Origin of the sequence: Staphylococcus sp. FSL K6-3157 (genome assembly GCF_038005145.1) — a bacterium.
Classification (GTDB): Bacteria; Bacillota; Bacilli; order Staphylococcales; family Staphylococcaceae; genus Staphylococcus; species Staphylococcus equorum.
Genome location: NZ_JBBOSM010000001.1, coordinates 1,109,382 through 1,128,223, shown reverse-complemented (window position 1 = coordinate 1,128,223; position 18,842 = coordinate 1,109,382). Strand labels below are relative to the sequence as shown.

Below are 18,842 nucleotides of genomic sequence, written 5' to 3'. Positions count from 1 at the left end.
TATAATAGATAATAGCTCATCATTCGATAGAAAAGTCCATAAAATTAAATTTTAGTTTATTATACTTCTACAGAATCTTTTAATAAGTTTACTTTATCTAATTTTTCCCATGGCAATAAGATATCTGTACGGCCAAAGTGGCCATAGGCAGCCGTTTGTTTATAGATTGGGTGTTTTAAATCTAACATTTTAATAATGCCAGCAGGTCTTAAGTCAAAATGCTTACGTACCGCTTCCACTAATTCATTTTCACTGACACTACTTGTTCCAAATGTATCAATAGAAATTGAAACTGGTTCAGCAACCCCAATTGCGTATGCTAATTGTACTTCACATTTGTCTGCTAATTTAGCCGCTACAATATTTTTAGCTACATAACGTGCAGCATAAGCAGCAGAACGGTCAACTTTTGTTGGATCCTTACCACTGAAACAACCGCCGCCATGACGTGCATAACCACCATATGTGTCTACAATAATTTTACGACCAGTAAGTCCAGCATCTCCTTGAGGACCACCAATCACAAAACGACCAGTAGGATTAATATAAAATTTAGTGTCTTCGTCTAATAGATTTTCAGGCACTGTTGGATAAATGACGTGCGCTTTAATGTCATCTTGTATTTGTTGCAATTCAGTATCTTCTGCATGTTGCGTAGAAACAACGATAGTGTCTATACGTTGTGGTTTATCCTGTTCATCATATTCAACTGTTACTTGTACTTTCCCATCTGGGCGTAAATATTTTAATATTTCATCTTTACGCACATCAGATAATTTCTTAGCGAGTTGATGTGATAAGAAGATTGGTAAAGGCATATACGTATCCGTTTCATTCGTAGCATAACCAAACATTAAGCCTTGGTCGCCAGCACCAGTGGCTTCAATTTCTTCTTCAGAAACATCATTACGATACTCTAATGCTGTGTCAACACCTTGCGCGATGTCAGGAGATTGCTCATCAATTGCAGTTAATACGGCCATGGTTTGACTGTCATATCCATATTTTGCACGTGTGTAACCAATATCTTTAATTGTTTCTCTTACTACTTTTGGAATATCAACATAAGTTGTTGTAGATATTTCACCTGAAATTAACGCCATACCAGTAGTTACCGTAGTTTCACAAGCTACCCTTGCATTAGGATCGTCTTTTAATATCTCATCTAATATTGCATCAGATACTTGATCCGCTATTTTATCTGGGTGCCCTTCTGTTACAGATTCTGAAGTAAATAATCTTCTATTGTATGTCATAATTTGCTCCTTTAGTTTTAAATTACGAAAATTCTCTCTCTGTTGAGCTCATTAAAAAGGGCCTTCATCACTATATTAAATAGAGAGAAGGCCCTTATACGTCCATTCGCTCTTATCGTTCAGACGATATATGTCTGCAAACGGTTTGGCACCTTTCTTCGTATTAAGAAGAGGTTGCTGGGCTTCATTGGGTCCATGTCCCTCCGCCACTCAGGATAAGAGAATCCGTTAAGTCCTATAGTACCTAATCTATGATATATTGTCAATTTAACAATTATTATTATTTATTTAAATTTCCTTTTAATATGATGTGGACTAATAATACATATGTGTTATACTCTTTAATTGTAAAGGCTTACATTAACTAAATAGCGTTGGAGGGATTAGTATGGCGGTAGATACATACACATACACAAGCAAGATTGAAAGTATATTGGACAAACCATCATCATTATTTCAATTATCTACAACACAGTTGTATAACAAAATTTTAAATAATGATGAAGGCGCATTGACTGAACTTGGAGCAATTAACGCTAAAACAGGTAAATACACAGGTCGTTCTCCAAAAGATAAGTTTATTGTAAATGAACCATCTTATAGAGATGACATCGATTGGGGTAACATAAATCAACCTATCGAAGAAGAAACTTTCTTAAATTTGTATGATAAAGTTTTAGCCCATTTAAACAAAAAAGATGAACTTTATGTATTTAAGGGTTATGCAGGTAGTGATGAAGATTCACAATTAAAACTCACAGTGATTAATGAATTAGCTTGGCATAACTTATTCGCACAAAATATGTTCATTCGCCCAAGTACTAGAGAAGAAGCTAGCGAAATCAAATCTGATTTCACTATTGTTTCAGCACCTTCTTTTAAAGCAGTTCCTGAAGTTGACGGCACAAACTCCGAAACATTTATAATTACCTCTTTCAAACATAAAGTAATATTGATTGGTGGCACTGAATATGCTGGAGAAATGAAAAAAGGCATATTCTCAGTAATGAACTACTTACTCCCTAAAGATAAAATCATGAGCATGCACTGTTCAGCTAATGTTGGCGATAAAGGTGATGTTGCTTTGTTCTTCGGTTTATCCGGTACAGGTAAAACAACACTTTCTGCTGACCCAACACGTAAACTGATTGGTGATGATGAGCATGGTTGGAATGAAAACGGCATTTTCAATATTGAAGGCGGCTGTTATGCTAAAGCAATTAACCTTTCATATAAAAAAGAACCACAAATTTACGACGCAATTAAATATGGTACTATTTTAGAAAATGTAGTTGTCGATGAAGATGGTGATGTAGACTTCGATGATAACTATTACACTGAAAATACAAGAGCCGCTTATCCAATTGATCATATCGATAATATCGTGACACCATCTAAAGCAGCACATCCGAATACAATTATTTTCTTAACTGCTGATGCTTTTGGTGTATTACCACCTATTTCTAAATTATCTAAAGATCAAGCAATGTACCATTTCCTAAGCGGCTTCACAGCTAAATTAGCTGGTACAGAACGTGGTGTTACAGAGCCAGAACCATCATTCTCAACTTGTTTCGGTTCACCATTCTTACCTCTCAACGCAAAAGTATATGCAGACCTATTAGGAGATTTAATTGATGAACATGACGTAGACGTTTATCTAGTTAACACGGGTTGGACTGGTGGCCAATATGGTCTCGGACGTCGTATCAGCCTTAACTATACAAGACAAATGGTAAACCAAGCTATTACTGGACAATTAAGTGAAATAGAATATATTAAAGATGATATGTTCGGATTAGATATCCCATTAGAAATTGAAGGTGTACCTCAGACATTATTAAACCCTATTAATGCTTGGAGTAAGCCAGAAGCATATAGAGAGCAAGCTCAAGATTTAATTAACCGTTTTAAACATAATTTTGAAAAATTCGGTACAGAAGTAGAAGATTTAGCTAACAATGGCGGTTTCAAATAAGTTAAATAAATAAAAAAAGCATGAACTACGAAAGAATTTGTAGTTCATGCTTTTTATTGTTCATTATAATTTTGTTTAATATGCTGGGCTTCAACATCTGTCATCCATTGTTTGATGGTCGACAATGTAGATTTTAATGCAAACGGCCTAGGAATATGCCCTTCTTCCATTTGATAAAACGTACGATAAGTCGCACCTATATGTTCTAATTGTTCCGCTAAATAATATGCTTGATGAATACCAACTTGATAATCTTTTCCACCGTGTACTATTAAAATTGGTGGGCTATCCTTAGTAATTTGGGAAACTGCATCTCGTTGCCTATACGCATCAGCGTTCTTTTTAGGATGACCAATCATACGTTTAAGCATTCCTCTTAAGTCAACACGTTCTTCATACATTAAATATATATCAGAGACTCCACCCCAAATTATATAACTAGATATCGGTAAATCTTGAAACGTTAATAACCCTTGTAGACCACCTCTAGAAAATCCAACCATATGAATATGTGCTTTTGGATACATACAATTTAATATTTTAATAGCAACAGTAACGTCGTTTAAATCCGCACCGTAAAATGCATCTTTACCTTCACTGCCATTATTCCCACGATAATAAGGACCGAAAACTAATGTATGATCGTCTGCAAATTGCATTAAACGTCCTGTACGTACCATACCTACTTGCCCTTTTCCACCTCGCAAATAAATAACAATTCTTTCTACATTAGCTATAGGTGCCATTAAGAGACCACGCACTTTTAAAGTATCCACATGATATGTGACTTCTTCAAAAAAATGTGTTGATGATTCAACTGGCATACGTTTTCTATGAATAAAATCCAAGCTCCATCACTCTCTCTAAACATTGTAAAATTGCTGCATCTTTCAATAAGTAGCTTTTGCGTTCTTCTGGAATATCATAAACATTATTATAAAATAAAGGTCCATTTGTTTCTAAATAGTCTTGTTGTTGCTCTACATCCTTAACGACAACCATAAATACATCTTTAGTAAAGCTTAATCCATTTTGTCTTACTACACGATATTGCGCAATATAATTACACTTTTTTATCGTTGCACCTGTTTCCTCGAACAATTCTCTAGCTGCTGCTACTTCACTGGATTCTCCTAATTCTTTTTTGCCACCAGGAAACTCTATACCTCTTATTTTATGATTGGTAAACAGCAATTGTCCTTGATATATAGGTATAATCAGGACATGGTTACCATCAGCATGATTTTCATCATTTTTATATGATAAAAACACATCATCATTTTCGCTATCTTTAAACTTCACGTTCATCCTTCTCCCTTTAATTATGTTAAACTGTCTATGCTAAGTTATTTGTTGGAGGCAAAATTATAATGAAAACATTGTTCCTAGGGCTTATACGTATTTACCAACGTTTCATTTCGCCAATGACACCTGCTACATGTCGTTTCTATCCTACTTGCTCTGAATATACGAGAGAAGCGATACAAGTCTATGGTGCATTTAAGGGTACCTGGTTAGGTGTTAAAAGAATTTCGAAATGTCATCCACTTCATAAGGGTGGCTTTGACCCAGTACCATTAAAGAAAAAAGAAAAGAAAAAAGATTAATAAACGCGCTTTAATTGTGCTGTATTAACTTCAGGAGGTTCAAAATATATTGAATCTCCTTTTAATATGCCTGCATTATTTACTATATCATTTTTAAAATAATAACCTTCTGGTGTGATATCGCTTGGATAGTCAGCAAATTGAGCTAACAATGCGGTGAAATATCTACTTAATCCATATTCATACATACCACCGATAACGATTTTGATATCTTTTGCTTTTAAAACGTTAATGATTTCTAATACTTTATCTACTCCACCTAATCTAAATGGTTTCAACACAACTACATTAATAGGATTATTAGCAATGATTTCCATAATTTTATCTTGAGATAATGCTTTTTCATCTATTGCGATTGGTGGCAGTTCAGATTTAGTAAAAGCCTCTAATTTATCTAATGATTTAAAAGGTTCTTCAATATAGAGTATTGATTTATTAGCAAGTTGTTTTAACTTGTGTGACTCATTTTCTTGAATAGATTCATTCGCATCTATTGCGATATTCGGTTGAAAATCTAATTGTTTTAACATTTCAATATTTTGTAGTATGTGCTGTGACCATTTTATTTTAACACGTTGTGGTTGGGTATCTACAAGTTGCTTTAAATTCCCTTCAGTCAAACCACTGACTGTTGCGCCATATGGAACATTAAATGAATGCATTTCATAAAACATTTGATAAAAAGCCATTACCAGCATGCTTCTTGTAGCTGGAAATGCCATCAAATTATCTAATGTTGCTTGTGCCTCTCCAAAATGATTAAACGTTTCATTCTGATATTGTTTAATCCATTTCTCAGTTTGGTGGCGCACTACTTCTATCGTTTCTGGTGAGTACCAATCCGTTTCAAAAGCATTACATTCTCCAAAATAATGTTGCCCCGTTTCAGTAATTAATTCAATAATTAATACCTTCCGACAACTCAATTTAATTTTCGGCGTCACAATAGCATGTTTAAAACTAGCATTATATTCGTATAATTTCACTGTTTGTAATTTCATATCCACCTCGAATTTAAAGTTTCAAACGGTTTCTCTGTAGCTTTCCTGTTGATGTATAAGGTAATGATTCAACACGTACAAATTGCTTAGGTATTTTATATTTTGCTAAATTTTGTTTGAAATGCTCTAATAATTGCGCATCAGATATTGTTATATTCGCAACATAATATAAATATGGGACTTCCCCCCAGGTATCATCTTCTGCGCCGACACACATTGCATCTTCTATGCCAAAATAATTCTTAGCAACCGACTCAATTTGATAAGGGTAGATATTTTCTCCACCACTGATTATTAAATCTTTTCTGCGATCATAAACCATGACATAACCTTCGTCATCTATTTCTGCAATATCACCAGTATTAAAATAGCCTACTTCAAAGATGTCTTGCTTATTTTCAGGATATAGGTAACCTTGCATAACATTATCACCTTTGATTAACAATTCACCATGACCTTGTGAATTTGGGGCTTTAATTTTCACATCAACATTTTCACTCGGTTTACCTACTGTATCATAACGATGTGTTAACATCTCTGGTGAAGCAGTTAAAAACTGTGAACACGTTTCTGTCATACCGAAGGAATTATATATTGGCAGTCTATTTTGAAGTGCTTGATCAATCAGAGCACTAGAGAGTTTCGCACCGCCAAGTAATATCTTTTGAACATGATAAGGTTGATCAAATCCTTCATCCATTAACCATTTTAATGTTTGGGGCACGAGTGACACATGTGTAGGTAATTCTTCTTTTATAATCTTTAACATAGCTGCAGAATTAAATTTAGATGCTATACGAACTGTAAAGCCTTCAATTAATGCTCTTAACACTACACTTAATCCTGAAATATGATAGATAGGCAATACGGATAGCCATTTCGTATTCTGATCAAACCCAAGGCTTTCTTTACAACCACTTGCACTTGCATAATGATTGCTAAATGTCTGTGGCACAGCTTTTTGAGGTCCCGTTGTCCCTGATGTAAACATAATCGATGCAATACGTTCTATTGAAAATGATGTTTCATATTGATTATCATCCAAATGAGTCCATAAGTTTTCAAAATTAACTATATGAATACCTTTTAATTGTATTGGCTCTCGTGCTATCACAGTATCAACTTCAATTGATGCCATTTGTGCAAGCATTTCCTTCTTAGTCAGTCTTGTATTTAACATAGCAATTTCAATACCAGCTAGCCACGCTGCATTAATTAAAATGACAGATGCTATCGAATTATCGATATATAATCCAATTCTTGGCTTATCTAACTGTTTTAATTGATATGCTAATCTCGAAGCATATTGATAGGTCTTATTAAATGAAATTTGCTTTGTGCCGTCATCTATAAACACCTTTTCACCATTTAGTTCTGCTTGTTTTTTCAACCAAAATTCCACGCCTACATTCCTCCATCTCATATTATATTATAACGCTTTTATTATTATTTAACATGGTCCAAATCTTCACTTTAATGTTATGACTACGCAAAGGTTTTATAAGTTTAATTTTTAGTCACACATTCTATTTTTTAAAATTTGTTTTATTTCAAATCGCTTTTGAATTTTCATACATCTATTTTTTTACATTTGCAGTTATATTTTTTACACTTTTATGAACCTTATTCCATCTCCTATTTAACTTTGCTATTTTAGTTTAAAGGAGTGATTTCTTATGAAAAAGGTTAGTGTGATCATGCCTACATATAATAACGGGAAGATGATTTCTCGTACTATCGATTCAATTCTAAATCAAACTATGAGTCATAAAGATTTTGAATTAATAATTATAGATGATCATTCAAATGATATTGAAACCGTTGAAACTATTAAATCATATTGGGTTAATTATAAGCATTTAATAAAATTTAAAAGATTAAATAAAAATACAGGAAGCGCAAGTGCTCCAAGAAACAAAGGCATAAACATGAGTAATTCAGAGTACATTTTCTTCTTAGATTCTGATGATTACTTGCATGAAAGAGCGTTAGAGGATCTTTACATATATGGGAAAGAAAATAATAGTGATTTAATTATTGGTAAGTATGGTGTGGAAGGAAAAGGTAGAGGTGTTCCGAAAGCAGTGTTTGAGAATGGTAATGTGCCAAAAGCAGATATTATAGAAAACAGTTTGTTTTATGCATTATCAGTTTTAAAAATGTTTAAAAGTAATATTATACATAAAAATAAAATTCGTTTTAAAACAAATGCTAAAACTGCAGAGGATCAACTTTTCACTATAGAATTCCTTATGAATTCAAAAAATTATTCTATTAAAACTGATTATGAATACTACATTGTTGTGAATGATTTCTCGGCAAAAAATCATCTATCTACTAAAAAAAGCACACCGAAACAATATTTTTCTACTATAAGCAATATCTATAACGCAATATATTGCAGTAAAGTATACAAAAAACGAGTACTCCGTGACAAACTTGCAGCGAAGTATACAACAAGGCTATTTAGACATGGACAGAATAAGCATTTTTCAATTAGTAAAATGAGTTACAAAGAGAAAAAAGAATGGCTTAAATATTTATCAAAAACTATAAATGAAGTTCCTAGAACCGCAGATACATACGTAACACCTATATTTAATTTAAAATTGGAAGCTATACGTCAAAATAACCTATTAGCTGTGATGACTGCAGATAAAATATTAAAAGGTGGTTAAAGATCTAATTGGAAAACTTTAATTATGAAAATAGACATTACTTAGCATTGAAGCAAGAAGATTTAAAACTAAACAAAGAAAAAATTGAATGGATATTCACGAATTATGAGCAAATTACATTTTCAGTTAAATGGAACAAAAATAAAACACCAATATTAATGATGAATGGGTATAAAATAGCAAGTATTAGCAATTTAAAAAGCCATATAAACATTCATGATTTAAAAGGAGAATTTAATTTTAATAATACCCCTCTTCTCCGTGTATCTTGTAGATTTTAAATTTCTTTAAGTCGGTAAGATAATAAACCATATAAGTGAATAAATTCATAAACTTCTATTACTGGAATTGCTTTAACAGTCTTATTAACTGCTTGAGTGATATCATTGTTTGGGATTAACATCTCAATTTATATTGGCAATGCTAATTGATCATAATATAAAAATAAGACAAACATGTCCTTTCAAAATCGGAATATTGTAAATGAAAATTTATTTAATTTATCATTTTTAGTTATTAATACTAAAAATATAAATTTTATCATACTAAAATTCTCAAAAAACTATTTTTAAAAATTATAGTTTAAAAGTATTATTACTGGGTATAGATTAATTAATGAATCATTTACAAGGAGTGTTAAAAATGAAGTTAAAATTGGTGACTGCGGTAGCACTGTCAGGTATTTTGCTTACGGCTTGTGGTAATGGAGATTCAGAGAGCGATACTAAATCTGAGGATTCTAGTAATAAAGATACAGATAAACAAGTCATTGCTTTAGATAAAATCAAAACAAGCCCTAAAGATGCTATTAAAAAAGCACAAGATGAATACAGTGGACAAGACTTAAAAGGCATTACTTATGAAAAGAGTAATGGTGAATGGGCTTATAAAATAGAGCAACAAAAAAATGGTGAAGAATCAGAAGTTATCATTTCTGATAAAAACAAAGAGATTTTAAATAAAGAAACTGAAAATGAAGATGAAGATTCAGTAAATGAAAATGAAACATTTAAATATAGTGATGCCATCGACTATAAAGAAGCTATTAAAAAAGGACAAGAAGAATTTGATGGCGACATCAAAGAATGGTCCCTATCTGAAGATGATGGCAAACTCGTTTACGATTTAGACCTAAAAGATGATAGCACTAAGCACGAAATCACAATCGATGCTAAAAGTGGTGATGTACTAAATAATGAACAAGACGATTAAAATTCACTAAATAATAAAGGAGGATCAATATGAAGTTATTGATCCTCCTTTATTTATGATTTCTATAAAGTTATGACTTATACGATGTGTTTGTTCCCCATAGAAATAGACAATCTATTCCACATATTGATTTGATTAATGATTAATATTAAGTCTGTGTACTCCTCTTCTGTATACAGTTTACGAACTTCGTTAAATAGTTTCTCTGAAACACCGTTTACAGTAATATTCGTTACTGCTTCTGCCAGTTCAAAAGCCAGTTTCTCTTTATCAGAATATATATTTGTTTCATGCCATGCATTTAATAAATATATTTCTTCTTCTGATACTTTCATTTTTCTAGCATCTGCAGTATGCATAACAATACAAAAAGCACAACCATTTATTTGAGAGACACGTATTTTAATCAACTCTCTTAACTTTCTATTAATAGATGTTTTCTTTAATTGTTTTTCCAAATCCATTATTAATGCCATTTCTTCTGCAGCAATTTCATAATAATCTATTCTATTTTCCAAAAATGAGCCCCCATAATCATGATTATTCTAATTCAGTATAATTTCTAAGGTTAAGAATCACAATTTGTTTGTTTACACTCTTCTTGTATAACCTCATTTTGTATTACTATTTCACATATTTCAGATTGTAAAAGACTTGAATGTAACAAAAAAATAACCATCTCCGAAGAGATGGTTACGTCTGAGAGTTTGTCTGAGCCCACACCCTAAGGTGTACGTTAGACCCACTCTATCTGACAACACCCTAGGGTGTCCACAACAATAATATAATAATTTCTGATAAAAGTAAATCCTTATTTAATTTAATGAAAGTTATAGTTTGACAACATATTTTTTAATATTAATTATGGGGATTACAATTTTTATAGTAGTCTATTGAAAGTAAAAACACCAAAACCCTATTATATCAGGTTTACGGTGTTTCAAGAAAGTTCAACTTATGTAAATAGCGGAGAGTGAGGGATTCGAACCCTCGAGACGCTTGTGACGTCTACACACTTTCCAGGCGTGCTCCTTCGGCCAACTCGGACAACTCTCCAATATAATATAAAAAAACAGAAGCGATATTTCACTTCTGTTTGTATGACCCCGACGGGACTCGAACCCGTGTTACCGCCGTGAAAGGGCGGTGTCTTAACCGCTTGACCACGGGGCCATATGGCTCCACAGGTAGGACTCGAACCTACGACCGATCGGTTAACAGCCGATAGCTCTACCACTGAGCTACTGTGGAATAATTTAAATGGAGCGGGTGATGGGAATCGAACCCACAACATCAGCTTGGAAGGCTGAGGTTTTCCCATTAAACTACACCCGCTTAATTAATCATTATGGGGCGGATGATGGGGATCGAACCCACGCGTGTCGGAACCACAATCCGATGTGTTAACCACTTCACCACAACCGCCAAAGCAATATTAAAAAATGGTTCAGGACAGAGTCGAACTGCCGACACATGGAGCTTCAATCCATTGCTCTACCAACTGAGCTACTGAACCATAATGATAATGGCGGTCTCGACGGGAATCGAACCCGCGATCTCCTGCGTGACAGGCAGGCGTGTTAACCGCTACACTACGAGACCTAAAATAAAAATTGCGGGAGGCGGATTTGAACCACCGACCTTCGGGTTATGAGCCCGACGAGCTACCGCTGCTCCATCCCGCGGTAATATTATTAATGACGCCTACCTAATTAATATACCATGAATCTTTACTTAATGTCAACAACTTTTTAAAAGTAATTTACATTGGCTTAATCAGGAATTAAAACTTTAATGCGATAATTGATGTTTGTACATCCCCTATCAATCAATACTTACTTAGTATATAAATTCCCAACGCTTTAGTCAATAACTTTTAAAAACTATTTTGTGTAAAAAAGGAATATAATAATAATATTTTATCTTTAGTTCCTTATTTATACAAAATTCTATTGTTTTCACGCTTAAATACTACATTTATTGTGATGTTATTACAATAAATATTGTACATTAAAGAACAATAACTAATTAAATAATGTTCTTTAATGTTAAATACTAAATTACTTACTCATGATACCTTGCATTTTTCCGTGTAAAATTGTGAATGTGGTAAAGCCGTCATCTTCCATAAAATGGCCACCATTCTCTGTTACTTTACATACACCATTTAACGTATCCATTAATCTTTTAGTTTCTAAGTACGATACATATTTATCATTTTTAGAACACAAGCCATAGAATTGATCTACTTTATTTTTAACAACCTCATAGTCGATTGCTTTTGTTTCAGGATCAATATATGCATCTATTTCTTCCGCGTCATCCATGAAGCCTGCAACACTAAACAGACCTTCTATATGATTTATATTCGTTTCTTCTATGTACTTTAATGATGCTAAAGTACCAAAACCGTGTGTTATAAAATATGTTTCATATTTTTCAACAGTGATTTGGTCTTTCATTCTTTCCACCCACTGCTCAAGATTATCATTTTCTTCTACTGGTAAATCAAATAATGTTACATTGTAACCTTCTAAAATAAGGTTATTAGCTAACCATTGATACCAATGGTTTGTAGCATCTCCAATTTTGGAATGTACAATTATAATATCTGTCATAAATATTCCTCCTGTACAATAGCTCATAAATCATTGTTATTTTGCTATCGTATCCGCTTTTACTACACTACATATTAAGTATCTCACAATTGTTATAAATATTAAATTATCCAACAATTAAAAATATAAAAATAAGCCGTTACTTCGATATAACAATTTATATATCGAAAAACGACTCTTCAAAGTTTTATTATAGTTCTGCTATTAATTCTTCTACAGCATTTTTGCCTTGTTGAATACAGTCAGGTAACCCTACTGCTTCAAATGAGGCGCCAGTAATACGTAATCTTGGATAACTTGTTCTAATATGAGCTTGTACTTCTTTAATACGATCTATATGGCCTACATGATATTGCGGCATGCTTTTAGGTAATCTATTCACGATGCTGAAATCTGGCGCACCTTTAAATGTCATCATTTGACTCAAATCATTTTTAACAATATTCACTATTTCCTCGTCTGTGTGATCGTTCACGACTGTGTCATTAGGTTTACCTACGTAAGCACGAATAAGTACTTTACCTTCTGGTGTTGTAAATGGCCATTTTTTACTTGTCCAAGTACAAGCAGTGATACTCGTCTTACTTGTACGCGCAATGACAAATCCTGTACCGTCATATGTGTTTTCAATATTTTGCTCATCAAAAGCTAATACGACTGTTGCTACAGTCGTAGAATCCATAGTATTGAAATAGTCAAAGGAAGGATCATTGCCAAACCATTGCATAAATGTTTGGTGTGGCGTAGTAACCAAGACACCATCATATTCTATTTTCGATTCTGCCGTAACGATTTCATAAGATTTTTGAGCAACGATAATATCTTGAATAGGCGTATTAAACTCTATTTGGACACCTAGATCTAATACATATTTAGTTAAAGCCTCTATAAATGAACTCAGGCCATGTCTGAATTGCTTGAATTGGCCTTTTGGCGCACCTGGATATAGTTGACGTTGTTTCTGTCGCTGTACTTTTTCATATCGCATACCTTTAATTAAACTACCAAATTGTTCTTCTCTTTGTTTGAATTCTGGAAAAGTACTCATCAAACTCAAGTCATCTATATTCGTACCGTAAATGCCACCCATTAGAGGCTCTATTAAGTTTTCTAACATTTCATCCCCTAGTCGCTGACGGAAAAATGATCCGACTGAAATATCATGTTCTATTTCTATCGATTTCTTAAATAAATCTAACCCAGCTATTAATTTACCTGTAGGAGAAATTAATTTTGTTTTTAAAAAGGGCTTAACATCAGTTGGTACACCTAAAATTGATCCACCTGGGATGGGGAATAATTTATTTTTAGCATATATATAAGACTGCCCTGTTTGGTTTGTAATAAGGTCATTTTCTAAACCAACCTCTTTAGCAATATCTGTCATTATCTGTTTGCGTCCTAAATAAGATTCTGGCCCAAGTTCGATAGTGTATCCTTCAGTTCTATATGTTTGAATTTTACCACCAGTTCTATTAGACGCTTCATATATAGTGACATCAATGTCAGGTCGTTGTTTTTTAATAAAATATGCACTTGATAAACCTGTAATACCAGCACCAATAATCGCAATACTTTTAGTCAAAACAGTTCACGCTTCCTTTAATAAACATTTTTGATTTCATCAACGATTGCTCCAATAAACAAAGGGTCCGTATTAGGCATAGACGGACGGAAATAGTTAACGCCTAATTCGTCGCAGACTACTTTACATTCATAATCATTGTCATATAATACTTCTAAATGTTCACATACAAAACCAACAGGAGTGTAAATGAAATTTTTATAGCCATGTTCATTATATAATGCTCTAGTTAAGTCTTGAACATCAGGTCCTAACCACGGTGTACCAGTGTTACCTTCAGATTGCCATCCTTCAGCTACATGGATAATATTAGAATGTTCTTCTAATAATTGTGCCGTATGATGTAATTCATTTGGATAAGGATCATTATTTTGCTCAATAAGTCCTTTCGGTAAACTATGCGCTGATACAACTAATACAGTTTCATCATGTTCTTCTTGTGGAATTTCCGATAATGATTCATTCACTTTTTCTGTCCAATATTGAATGAATTTAGGTTGTTGATAATAGTGCTCTACATGTTTAAATGTAATGCCATATTTATCCGCTTCTTTTTGAGCCCTTGTATTATATGAACCTACTGAGAAACTAGAATAATGTGGAGCCAACACTACTGTAACAGCTTCTTCTATACCTTCTTCATGCATTGATTTAACCGCATCTTCTATAAACGGGTGTATGTGTTTCAAACCAATGTATAATTTAAATTCAACATCACTGTATGCTTCGTTTAGTGCATCACAAAGTGTTTCAGCTTGACGATTTGTTGTATTAGCTAATGGTGATAACCCACCGATATGTTTGTATCTATCTTTTAAATCTTGTAATTCTGCTTCTGTAGGTTTTTTGCCATGTCTAATATCTGTGTAGTAAGCCTCAATATCACTCTCTTGATATGGCGTGCCATATGCCATAACTAATAAGCCTATTGTTTTTGTCATTTTTAAATCATCCTTTTGTATAATAAATTTTAGATGTATATGACATAATAAATTGTTACTCTTGGTGACGTGTGTTTATGTCTACTATCTCTTCGTATAATCATGAACGAATGTCGTTATACGTTTAAGTGTCTCAGGTTTAACTTCAGGAAAGACCCCATGTCCAAGATTGAAAATGTGCTGTCCATGTTCCATTCCTTGATCTAATATTGGTTTTAATCTTTCTTCAATAACGTCCCATGGTGCTAATAACAATGAAGGGTCTAAATTGCCCTGTAAGGTTCTAGTGATATGCAGATCTCCAGCTTCTTTGATAGAAAGTCTCCAATCTAAACCTAATACATCGATTGGTAATGAATTCCACTCATGTGCTAAATGACTCGCACCTACACCAAATAATATTACAGGTACATCATGCTTCGCTTTTATACCATTAATAAGTTTCTCCATCGCTGGTTTAATATAATAACGATAATCTTTTACATTTAACGCCCCAGCCCAAGAATCAAACACTTGAATTATCTCTGCTCCAGCTTCAACTTGAGCAGATGTATACGTGATGGACATGTCTACTAAATGATCCATAAGTGCAAACCAAGTTTCTTCGTCACTATACATCATCGCCTTAGTAAAATTATAATTCTTTGAAGGTCCACCTTCAATCATATAACTTGCTAATGTAAATGGTGCTCCTGTAAAACCAATTAATGGCACATTTAATTTTTCTTCAGTCAATATTTTTATTGTATCTAAAACATAAGGCACATCACGCTTAGGATCAATCTTCCCTAACTTTTCAACGTCGTGTATATTTTTTATAGGATTGTGAATTACTGGACCGATACCAGATTTTATCTCCACATCTACACCAATCGGCTGAAGTGGTGTCATAATATCTTTATACAGCACCGCTGCATCTGTATTATAGTTATCAACTGGTAAATGTGTCACATAAGCACATAACTCTGGTTGATGTGTGATTTCAAATAAAGAATACTTTTCTTTCAACTTTCTATATTCAGGCTGTGATCTACCAGCTTGACGCATAAACCATACTGGTGTGTGGTTTACCGCCTCACCATTTATCATATCTAGGATTGTATTATTTTTATTATGCACCTTGAATCCTCCTACATTATAATCATTCTTATTTATAATACCATACTGTCATATACGCCGTATTTCATTGTGTTAAAATGTCATAAAAAAGACAAACAGTCTACTTTTGTTATCTTAATCATTTGACTATTGTTTTCTTTTAGAAATCTATTATAATGTTATCAAAGACTATTGTTATATTTATTTGATAACATAGATATATCTATAGTACAGTATAATAGTTATATGCACTTTCTTAAACAAAGCAAGGGGGAAATCTTATGAAAATTTATGCATCTTATGGTACGTTTGGTTATTTGAATCAAATCAGACTAAATAACCCTAGTCATAACTTATTACAATTTTCAGCTTCTGACTCTTCAGTAATCATAGAAGAAACAGATAATCAATCCGTTTTAAAACAACCTTTAGTTTATGAAGTTCTAAAGGCTGAGGGCGATTTAGATGAGAACAACTTTTATTCAGTAATATTTATTCCAACTTCAGAAGATCATGCTTATCAATTAGAGAAAAAATTGGAAGGCTTTTCTACTGATTTCAATCAATTTGCTGGTTATAGAAGTTATCGTTTCTTAAAACCGGAACAAGGTTTAACATATAAGATTTACTTTGGCTTCGAAAGTAGAAATGCTTATGAAGATTTTAGAGCTTCGTCTTTATTCAAAGACAACTTTGATAAGCTGGCATTAAGCCAGTTCTTCGGCTCAAGTCGTCAACATTCGAGTTATTTCGAAAGACATTTATTCCCGATTGATGATAATTAATATTGAAAATTACAATTTTTAAAATAAAAAGTCGTTTCTTATGCGATGGATAAACTATCTATCGCACCGAGAAACGACTTTTTTTAATCTCTTAACAATGTTTCTTGATATTTAAGTTTTTTAATGACATTTATTATTGTTAGCCAACCTACAAGGAAGAATAACAAACCAAAGTAACTATAGAGTGGAAATACAAAAGTATAAACGATAATAAATAACGCTCCTACAATTAACATTAATCTATATAAGAATTGTTCATATCCTTTTATTACTTTTGATTCAGTAACCGGCCATACTTGTGGCCACAAACCATAAGCTTGTTGGGTATAAAATTGTGCCATTTGTAATAAGATAATGTACATAAACAAGCTACCAATAATTAACATGATAATGGGTTGTTCTAACCAAAACATTAAAACAAGCGCAAGAATTACTAACCTTAAAATGATGTTAAAAGCATCTTTACCACGCACAAAACTTCTTATAAATAAATAAAGATACATATAATTTGAATTAAATCTTTTACGCTTAGGCGTAATTAGCAATGGATCTAGATAACTTCTTCTTACCGCTGTTTCTTTTAGATGTTTTACATCCGTAAACATATTAACGAATTTATAATAATTCATATGATGTTGATGTTCTGATTTAATCATTTTTTCCCAAGGATATAAATGTGTCTTATTTTGATAACGGATCAACATTGTTATGCCGATTAGGATAAAAACAGAAGTAATACTTGATAGCTGTTTCGGCTCTAATGCTAAGTAATATCCAGACGTGAAAATAATAAAGAGTAATACATAAAGAGACCAACGTTCTAATCGGTATTTATACCATTGCCATTTTAGTAATAGCCCTAATAATGGAAAAATGAGTGCTAATACAGCAAACAAAATATAAAAACCAAAAGTTTGATTATTAATCACAAAAAACAATGGGAATAACACAATTAGTATTACTACTTGTATCCCTATTCTAGAAAAGTAACTATATATTAAACTATGTTTCATATATTCCGACATGTGTTTTTCAAATGGTAATAGAAAGAGTCTATCTGCATCTTTGAGCAACGTTCTAATTGGAAACATTGATGTTAATGCTACGACGATACTAGCAACCAAAGCGTAATTAAAATGCTTTGGTATAGATTGTAGCCAATCACCATAGCCTACTAGAAAGGCACCAAACATAATTACAAGAAATACAGAGAAATGACCATTAAATATGAATTTATTATAGTATTGTTTTTCTTTGCTTATCTCTTGTTTTCTTGTACTAAATAATTGTTTCGCATTTTGGTTCATGTTTGTTGGCCACCTTGTGTGACATGGATATATATTTCATCTAGCGTTTTACCTTCTAAACCTGTTTGTGCTCTTAGTTCATCTAAGTTTCCGAATGCTACAATTTGCCCTTCGTCCATAATTAAGAATCTATCGCAGTATCTTTCCGCAGTCGCTAAAATATGTGTGCTCATTAATACCGTACGACCTTCGTCTTTTTTCTCAACCATTAAATCTAACATGGATTGAATGCCTAAAGGATCTAATCCTAGAAATGGTTCATCAATAATGTATAATTCAGGATCTACAATAAAAGCACAGATAATCATCACTTTTTGCTTCATACCTTTAGAAAAATGGCTTGGAAATATATTCAATTTATCTTCTAAGCGAAATGTTTTTAATAAAGGTTGTGCCTTTTCCATTGCAGCTTCTTTGCTAATATTATAAGCCATAGCTGTCATGTAGATATGTTCTTGCAATGTTAATTCTTCATAAATAACCGGAGACTCTGGAATGTAAGATAATTTCCTTCTATAAGTTTCAACATCTTGCTTTATATTTATATTAGAAATTGTCATTTCACCTTCCATAGGTGTCAGCAAACCAAGCATGTGCTTAATTGTCGTACTTTTACCTGCTCCATTTAATCCAATAAGCCCAACAATTTCACCTTGGGTTAATTCGAAATTTATATTTTTAATTACAGGTCGTTTACCATAACCGCCTGTTAAATGTTCTATTTTTACTGTCATATGGCACCTCCACAAATTATATTGTATCAAAAATCAGTCTAT

At 32.8% G+C, this 18,842-nt stretch carries 19 protein-coding genes, 8 tRNA genes and 1 riboswitch; of the genes, 6 read left to right on the top strand and 21 right to left on the bottom strand.

The window, feature by feature from the left end:
* Nucleotides 1-59: 59 nt before the first annotated feature.
* Nucleotides 60-1,256 carry a methionine adenosyltransferase gene (gene metK, locus MHB47_RS05480; RefSeq protein ID WP_340755545.1) on the bottom strand — a complete coding sequence of 399 codons (1,197 nt, stop codon included), beginning with the start codon at nt 1,254-1,256 and terminating at the stop codon, nt 60-62.
* A gap of 109 nt (nt 1,257-1,365) precedes the next feature.
* Nucleotides 1,366-1,478: riboswitch (SAM riboswitch) on the bottom strand.
* A 166-nt stretch (nt 1,479-1,644) separates the two neighbouring features.
* On the opposite strand from metK, the gene pckA reads away from it, so the two are divergent.
* On the top strand, nt 1,645-3,234 hold the full coding sequence (gene pckA, locus MHB47_RS05475; protein WP_021339026.1) for a phosphoenolpyruvate carboxykinase (ATP): 1,590 nt from the start codon (nt 1,645-1,647) through the stop codon (nt 3,232-3,234).
* Between the two features lie 53 nt (nt 3,235-3,287).
* Here the strand turns inward: pckA and MHB47_RS05470 are convergent, their stop codons facing one another.
* Both MHB47_RS05470 and ytkD read right to left on the bottom strand, forming a co-directional pair.
* On the bottom strand, nt 3,288-4,082 hold the full coding sequence (locus MHB47_RS05470) for an alpha/beta hydrolase family protein (RefSeq protein ID WP_340755543.1): 795 nt from the start codon (nt 4,080-4,082) through the stop codon (nt 3,288-3,290).
* On the bottom strand, nt 4,066-4,542 hold the full coding sequence (ytkD, locus tag MHB47_RS05465) for an RNA deprotection pyrophosphohydrolase (RefSeq protein WP_002507270.1): 477 nt from the start codon (nt 4,540-4,542) through the stop codon (nt 4,066-4,068). Before ytkD ends, MHB47_RS05470 begins: the two co-directional genes overlap by 17 nt.
* Before the next feature lie 62 nt (nt 4,543-4,604).
* Between ytkD and yidD the strand changes: the two genes are divergently transcribed.
* Nucleotides 4,605-4,841, top strand: coding sequence for a membrane protein insertion efficiency factor YidD (gene yidD / locus MHB47_RS05460; RefSeq protein ID WP_002507269.1), 237 nt, complete (start codon nt 4,605-4,607; stop codon nt 4,839-4,841).
* Here the strand turns inward: yidD and menC are convergent.
* Both menC and menE read right to left on the bottom strand, forming a co-directional pair.
* On the bottom strand, nt 4,838-5,842 hold the full coding sequence (menC, locus tag MHB47_RS05455) for an o-succinylbenzoate synthase (RefSeq protein ID WP_340755541.1): 1,005 nt from the start codon (nt 5,840-5,842) through the stop codon (nt 4,838-4,840). The two genes, yidD and menC, sit on opposite strands and share 4 nt — an antisense overlap.
* Nucleotides 5,843-5,855: 13 nt before the next feature.
* Complete coding sequence (menE, locus tag MHB47_RS05450; protein ID WP_340755539.1) at nt 5,856-7,244, bottom strand: o-succinylbenzoate--CoA ligase; 1,389 nt, start codon at nt 7,242-7,244, stop codon at nt 5,856-5,858.
* A 274-nt stretch (nt 7,245-7,518) separates the two neighbouring features.
* Here menE and MHB47_RS05445 point away from each other — a divergent pair, with 274 nt between their 5' ends.
* Entirely contained in the window at nt 7,519-8,520 is a 1,002-nt protein-coding gene (locus tag MHB47_RS05445; protein WP_340755538.1) for a glycosyltransferase family 2 protein, read from the top strand.
* A gap of 8 nt (nt 8,521-8,528) precedes the next feature.
* Nucleotides 8,529-8,801: a hypothetical protein gene (locus tag MHB47_RS05440; protein ID WP_056935754.1), complete on the top strand. Its 273-nt coding sequence runs from the start codon at nt 8,529-8,531 to the stop codon at nt 8,799-8,801.
* Here the strand turns inward: MHB47_RS05440 and MHB47_RS05435 are convergent.
* Entirely contained in the window at nt 8,798-8,923 is a 126-nt protein-coding gene (locus MHB47_RS05435; protein WP_340755535.1) for a hypothetical protein, read from the bottom strand. The genes MHB47_RS05440 and MHB47_RS05435 overlap by 4 nt on opposite strands.
* 239 nt (nt 8,924-9,162) lie before the next feature.
* Here MHB47_RS05435 and MHB47_RS05430 point away from each other — a divergent pair, with 239 nt between their 5' ends.
* Nucleotides 9,163-9,732 carry a PepSY domain-containing protein gene (locus MHB47_RS05430; RefSeq protein WP_340755533.1) on the top strand — a complete coding sequence of 190 codons (570 nt, stop codon included), beginning with the start codon at nt 9,163-9,165 and terminating at the stop codon, nt 9,730-9,732.
* Nucleotides 9,733-9,809: 77 nt separating this feature from the next.
* Here MHB47_RS05430 and MHB47_RS05425 read toward each other — a convergent pair whose 3' ends face one another.
* From MHB47_RS05425 to hemE, 13 genes are all read right to left on the bottom strand, one after another.
* A complete protein-coding gene (locus MHB47_RS05425; RefSeq protein ID WP_340755531.1) occupies nt 9,810-10,250 on the bottom strand; it encodes a carboxymuconolactone decarboxylase family protein in 441 nt (146 codons plus the stop codon).
* A gap of 449 nt (nt 10,251-10,699) precedes the next feature.
* Nucleotides 10,700-10,788: transfer RNA gene (locus tag MHB47_RS05420), tRNA-Ser, on the bottom strand.
* A gap of 45 nt (nt 10,789-10,833) precedes the next feature.
* Nucleotides 10,834-10,905, bottom strand: a tRNA-Glu gene (locus MHB47_RS05415).
* 3 nt (nt 10,906-10,908) lie between these two features.
* Nucleotides 10,909-10,983, bottom strand: a tRNA-Asn gene (locus MHB47_RS05410).
* Nucleotides 10,984-10,993: 10 nt separating this feature from the next.
* Nucleotides 10,994-11,067 (bottom strand) — tRNA-Gly (locus tag MHB47_RS05405).
* Between the two features lie 14 nt (nt 11,068-11,081).
* Nucleotides 11,082-11,157: transfer RNA gene (locus MHB47_RS05400), tRNA-His, on the bottom strand.
* Nucleotides 11,158-11,175: 18 nt separating this feature from the next.
* A tRNA-Phe gene (locus MHB47_RS05395) sits at nt 11,176-11,248 on the bottom strand.
* Between the two features lie 10 nt (nt 11,249-11,258).
* Nucleotides 11,259-11,334, bottom strand: a tRNA-Asp gene (locus MHB47_RS05390).
* Between the two features lie 11 nt (nt 11,335-11,345).
* Nucleotides 11,346-11,417: transfer RNA gene (locus tag MHB47_RS05385), tRNA-Met, on the bottom strand.
* A gap of 375 nt (nt 11,418-11,792) precedes the next feature.
* A complete protein-coding gene (locus MHB47_RS05380) occupies nt 11,793-12,350 on the bottom strand; it encodes an RBBP9/YdeN family alpha/beta hydrolase (protein WP_340755529.1) in 558 nt (185 codons plus the stop codon).
* 190 nt (nt 12,351-12,540) lie between these two features.
* Complete coding sequence (gene hemY, locus MHB47_RS05375) at nt 12,541-13,935, bottom strand: protoporphyrinogen oxidase (protein WP_340755527.1); 1,395 nt, start codon at nt 13,933-13,935, stop codon at nt 12,541-12,543.
* Nucleotides 13,936-13,952: 17 nt separating this feature from the next.
* Nucleotides 13,953-14,876, bottom strand: a complete 924-nt coding sequence (gene hemH / locus MHB47_RS05370) for a ferrochelatase (RefSeq protein ID WP_325972139.1) — start codon at nt 14,874-14,876, stop codon at nt 13,953-13,955.
* Nucleotides 14,877-14,960: 84 nt separating this feature from the next.
* A complete protein-coding gene (gene hemE / locus MHB47_RS05365; protein WP_002507258.1) occupies nt 14,961-15,995 on the bottom strand; it encodes a uroporphyrinogen decarboxylase in 1,035 nt (344 codons plus the stop codon).
* 260 nt (nt 15,996-16,255) lie between these two features.
* Between hemE and MHB47_RS05360 the strand changes: the two genes are divergently transcribed.
* The gene (locus MHB47_RS05360; RefSeq protein WP_021339016.1) at nt 16,256-16,759 is read left to right on the top strand and encodes a signal transduction protein TRAP; all 504 of its coding nucleotides are present in this window, start codon (nt 16,256-16,258) and stop codon (nt 16,757-16,759) included.
* Nucleotides 16,760-16,842: 83 nt separating this feature from the next.
* On the opposite strand, the gene ecsB is transcribed toward MHB47_RS05360, so the two are convergent.
* Nucleotides 16,843-18,066 (bottom strand): ABC transporter permease EcsB, encoded by a 1,224-nt coding sequence (ecsB, locus tag MHB47_RS05355; protein WP_340755523.1) that lies wholly within the window; start codon nt 18,064-18,066, stop codon nt 16,843-16,845.
* Nucleotides 18,063-18,800 (bottom strand): ABC transporter ATP-binding protein EcsA, encoded by a 738-nt coding sequence (gene ecsA / locus MHB47_RS05350; protein WP_069818064.1) that lies wholly within the window; start codon nt 18,798-18,800, stop codon nt 18,063-18,065. The genes ecsB and ecsA overlap by 4 nt, the downstream gene beginning before the upstream one ends.
* Between the last annotated feature and the right edge of the window lie 42 nt (nt 18,801-18,842).

Excerpts from the sequence above, each read along its gene's own strand:
- pckA (WP_021339026.1), top strand. The coding sequence starts at position 1,645 with ATGGCGGTAGATACATACACATACACAAGCAAGATTGAAAGTATATTG.
- MHB47_RS05360 (WP_021339016.1), top strand. The coding sequence starts at position 16,256 with ATGAAAATTTATGCATCTTATGGTACGTTTGGTTATTTGAATCAAATC.
- ecsA (WP_069818064.1), bottom strand. The coding sequence starts at position 18,800 with ATGACAGTAAAAATAGAACATTTAACAGGCGGTTATGGTAAACGACCT.
- ytkD (WP_002507270.1), bottom strand. The coding sequence starts at position 4,542 with ATGAACGTGAAGTTTAAAGATAGCGAAAATGATGATGTGTTTTTATCA.
- MHB47_RS05430 (WP_340755533.1), top strand. The coding sequence starts at position 9,163 with ATGAAGTTAAAATTGGTGACTGCGGTAGCACTGTCAGGTATTTTGCTT.
- menC (WP_340755541.1), bottom strand. The coding sequence starts at position 5,842 with ATGAAATTACAAACAGTGAAATTATACGAATATAATGCTAGTTTTAAA.
- yidD (WP_002507269.1), top strand. The coding sequence starts at position 4,605 with ATGAAAACATTGTTCCTAGGGCTTATACGTATTTACCAACGTTTCATT.
- metK (WP_340755545.1), bottom strand. The coding sequence starts at position 1,256 with ATGACATACAATAGAAGATTATTTACTTCAGAATCTGTAACAGAAGGG.
- MHB47_RS05435 (WP_340755535.1), bottom strand. The coding sequence starts at position 8,923 with ATGTTAATCCCAAACAATGATATCACTCAAGCAGTTAATAAGACTGTT.
- MHB47_RS05445 (WP_340755538.1), top strand. The coding sequence starts at position 7,519 with ATGAAAAAGGTTAGTGTGATCATGCCTACATATAATAACGGGAAGATG.
- ecsB (WP_340755523.1), bottom strand. The coding sequence starts at position 18,066 with ATGAACCAAAATGCGAAACAATTATTTAGTACAAGAAAACAAGAGATA.
- hemH (WP_325972139.1), bottom strand. The coding sequence starts at position 14,876 with ATGACAAAAACAATAGGCTTATTAGTTATGGCATATGGCACGCCATAT.
- MHB47_RS05380 (WP_340755529.1), bottom strand. The coding sequence starts at position 12,350 with ATGACAGATATTATAATTGTACATTCCAAAATTGGAGATGCTACAAAC.